We start from the raw sequence: 2956 nt of genomic DNA on the forward strand, positions 1-2956 counted from the left end.
CGATCGAGGTACTCGCGGTTCACGTCGGTGATCTCGAGCTCGCCGCGCGGAGAGGGCTTCAGGTTCTTGGCGATCTCGATCACGTCGTTGTCGTAGAAGTAGAGACCCGGCACGGCGTAGTTGCTCTTGGGCTGGGCCGGCTTCTCCTCGAGGGAGACCACCCGTCCCGCATCGTCGAACTCGACCACGCCGTAGGCGGTCGCGTCGTCCACCCAGTAGCCGAACACGACGCCGCCGTCGAGCTCGGTGTACTGACGCAGCTGCGTGCCCATCCCCTGGCCGTAGAAGATGTTGTCGCCGAGCACGAGAGCCGCCGAGTCGGATCCGACGTGCTCCTCCCCGAGGATGAACGCCTGCGCGAGTCCGTCCGGAGAGGGCTGCGTCTTGTAGGTGATGGAGACGCCGAAGCGCGTGCCGTCGCCGAGGAGGCGCTCGAACGCCTCGGCATCGTGGGGCGTGGTGATCAGCAGGATGTCGCGGATCCCCGCCAGGATGAGCGTCGACAGCGGGTAGTAGATCATCGGCTTGTCGTAGACAGGGACGAGCTGCTTCGACGTGCCGAGGGTGATCGGGTGCAGCCGGGAGCCGGTGCCACCGGCCAGGATGATTCCACGCATACACCCATTCTCTCGCATGACGGGCTCTTTCCTGTGAATTCGCCGCCGCGCGACGCGTGTTCCCGCGGCGGCCCCCACTACCCTGGAAGTCATGCAGAGACTGCTCGTCACCGGCGGGGCCGGCTTCATCGGTTCGAACTTCGTCCACCATGTCGTGGAGAACACCGAACACCACGTCACCGTGCTGGATGCGCTCACCTACGCCGGCAACCGCGCCTCCCTCGACGGTCTCCCCGCCGACCGGGTGACCTTCGTGCACGGCGACATCACCGATGCCGAGCTCGTGGACACGCTGTTCGCCGACGCCGACGCCGTCGTCCACTACGCGGCCGAGTCGCACAACGACAACTCGCTGCACAGCCCCCGTCCGTTCCTGGACACGAACATCGTCGGCACGTACACGCTGCTCGAAGCGGCCCGCAAGCACGACCGCCGGTTCCACCACATCTCCACGGACGAGGTCTACGGCGACCTCGAGCTCGACGACCCGGAGCGGTTCACCGAGAGCACCCCGTACAACCCCTCCTCCCCGTACTCGTCGACGAAGGCCGGATCCGATCTGCTCGTGCGCGCCTGGGTGCGCTCGTTCGGCGTGCGTGCGACGATCTCGAACTGCTCGAACAACTACGGCCCCTACCAGCACGTGGAGAAGTTCATCCCGCGTCAGATCACCAACGTGATCCGCGGCATCCGGCCCAAGCTCTACGGCGCCGGCGAGAACGTGCGCGACTGGATCCACGCGAACGACCACTCCTCCGCCGTGATGACGATCCTGGAGAAGGGCGCCATCGGCGAGACCTACCTGATCGGCGCCGACGGCGAACGGAACAACAAGGACGTCGTCGAGCTCATCCTCGAGCAGATGGGCCAGCCCCGCGACGCCTACGACCACGTCACCGATCGCGCCGGGCACGACCTGCGCTACGCGATCGACTCGACCAAGCTCCGCACCGAGCTCGGCTGGGCCCCGCAGTACGCCGACTTCGAGTCCGGGCTCGCCGCGACCATCGACTGGTACCGGGCCAACGAGGCTTGGTGGGCGCCCTCGAAGGACGCCACCGAGGCCTTCTACGCCACCAAGGGACAGTGATGACCGTCGAGTTCGGCAAGCAGCTCCAGGTCGTCGAGACGCCCATCCCGGGCATGATCGTCCTCGAGCTGCCGGTGCACGGCGATGCGCGCGGATGGTTCAAGGAGAACTGGCAGCGCGAGAAGATGACCGCGCTCGGCCTCGCGGACTTCGGCCCGGTGCAGAACAACATCTCGTTCAACGACGCCGTCGGCACGACGCGCGGCATCCATGCAGAGCCCTGGGACAAGTGGGTCTCGGTCGCGACCGGACGCATCTTCGGCGCCTGGGTGGATCTGCGCGAGGGCGAGAGCTTCGGCACCGTCTTCACGATCGAGCTGGATCCGTCGCGTGCGATCTTCGTGCCGCGCGGGGTCGGCAACTCGTACCAGACCCTCGAACCGAACACGGCGTACACCTACCTCGTGAACGACCACTGGTCGCCGGACGCGAGCTACTCGTTCCTGAACCTCGCCGATGAGACGGCCGCCATCGACTGGCCGATCCCGCTCGCCGACGTCGAGATCTCCGAGAAGGACAAGAACCATCCGCGTCTCGCGGACGTCACCCCGATCGCGCCGCGCAAGATCCTCGTGGTCGGCGCGAACGGTCAGCTCGGCCTCGCCCTGCGCGCCGAGCTCGGCGAGGCGGCGCACATCGAGTACGCGACGCGCGCGGATCTCGACCTGGCGGACGCGCAGCTCGGCACGGCGCGCCGCTGGCGCGACTACGGCACGATCATCAACGCCGGCGCCTACACGGCCGTCGACCTCGCGGAGACCCCCGAGGGTCGTCGCGACGCATGGACCGCCAACGCCGAGGGCCCTGCGCGCCTTGCCCGCATCGCGGCCGAGAACGGCATCACGCTCGTGCACGTGTCGAGCGACTACGTCTTCGACGGCACGGCCGACCGGCCCTATCGGGAGGACGACGCCCTGGCGCCGCTCGGGGTCTACGGTCAGTCCAAGGCCGCCGGCGACATCGCCGCGGCGACCGCCCCGCGGCACTACATCCTGCGCACGTCGTGGGTCATCGGCGAGGGCAAGAACTTCGTCCGCACGATGGCCTCGCTCGCCGAGCGCGGCATCGACCCGAAGGTCGTCGACGACCAGACCGGCCGCCTGACGTTCACGGACGACATCGCCCGGGCCATCGCGCACCTGCTGCGCACGGAGGCGCCGTACGGCGTCTACAACGTCACCGGGTCCGGCGAGCCCGCCACCTGGGCGGACATCGCGCGCACCGTGTTCTCCGCGACCGGGCACGACCC

The 2956-nt window shown here is 68.1% G+C and carries 3 protein-coding genes; 2 read left to right on the forward strand and 1 reads right to left on the reverse strand.

The window, feature by feature from the left end; all coding sequences use genetic code 11:
• On the reverse strand, positions 1-617 hold a 617-nt coding region (locus tag Q0Q23_RS19905), incomplete at its 3' end, for a sugar nucleotidyltransferase (RefSeq protein ID WP_295128494.1).
• A 91-nt stretch (positions 618-708) separates the two neighbouring features.
• On the opposite strand from Q0Q23_RS19905, the gene rfbB reads away from it, so the two are divergent.
• Both rfbB and Q0Q23_RS19915 read left to right on the forward strand, forming a co-directional pair.
• Positions 709-1707, forward strand: coding sequence for a dTDP-glucose 4,6-dehydratase (gene rfbB / locus Q0Q23_RS19910; protein ID WP_292881358.1), 999 nt, complete (start codon positions 709-711; stop codon positions 1705-1707).
• Positions 1707-2956, forward strand: a 1250-nt coding sequence (locus Q0Q23_RS19915; RefSeq protein WP_295128497.1) for a bifunctional dTDP-4-dehydrorhamnose 3,5-epimerase family protein/NAD(P)-dependent oxidoreductase, incomplete at its 3' end; no start/stop codon positions are given. The genes rfbB and Q0Q23_RS19915, both read left to right, overlap by 1 nt.

The sequence above is a fragment of the uncultured Leifsonia sp. genome, from assembly GCF_945957465.1.
Lineage (GTDB): Bacteria > Actinomycetota > Actinomycetes > Actinomycetales > Microbacteriaceae > Leifsonia.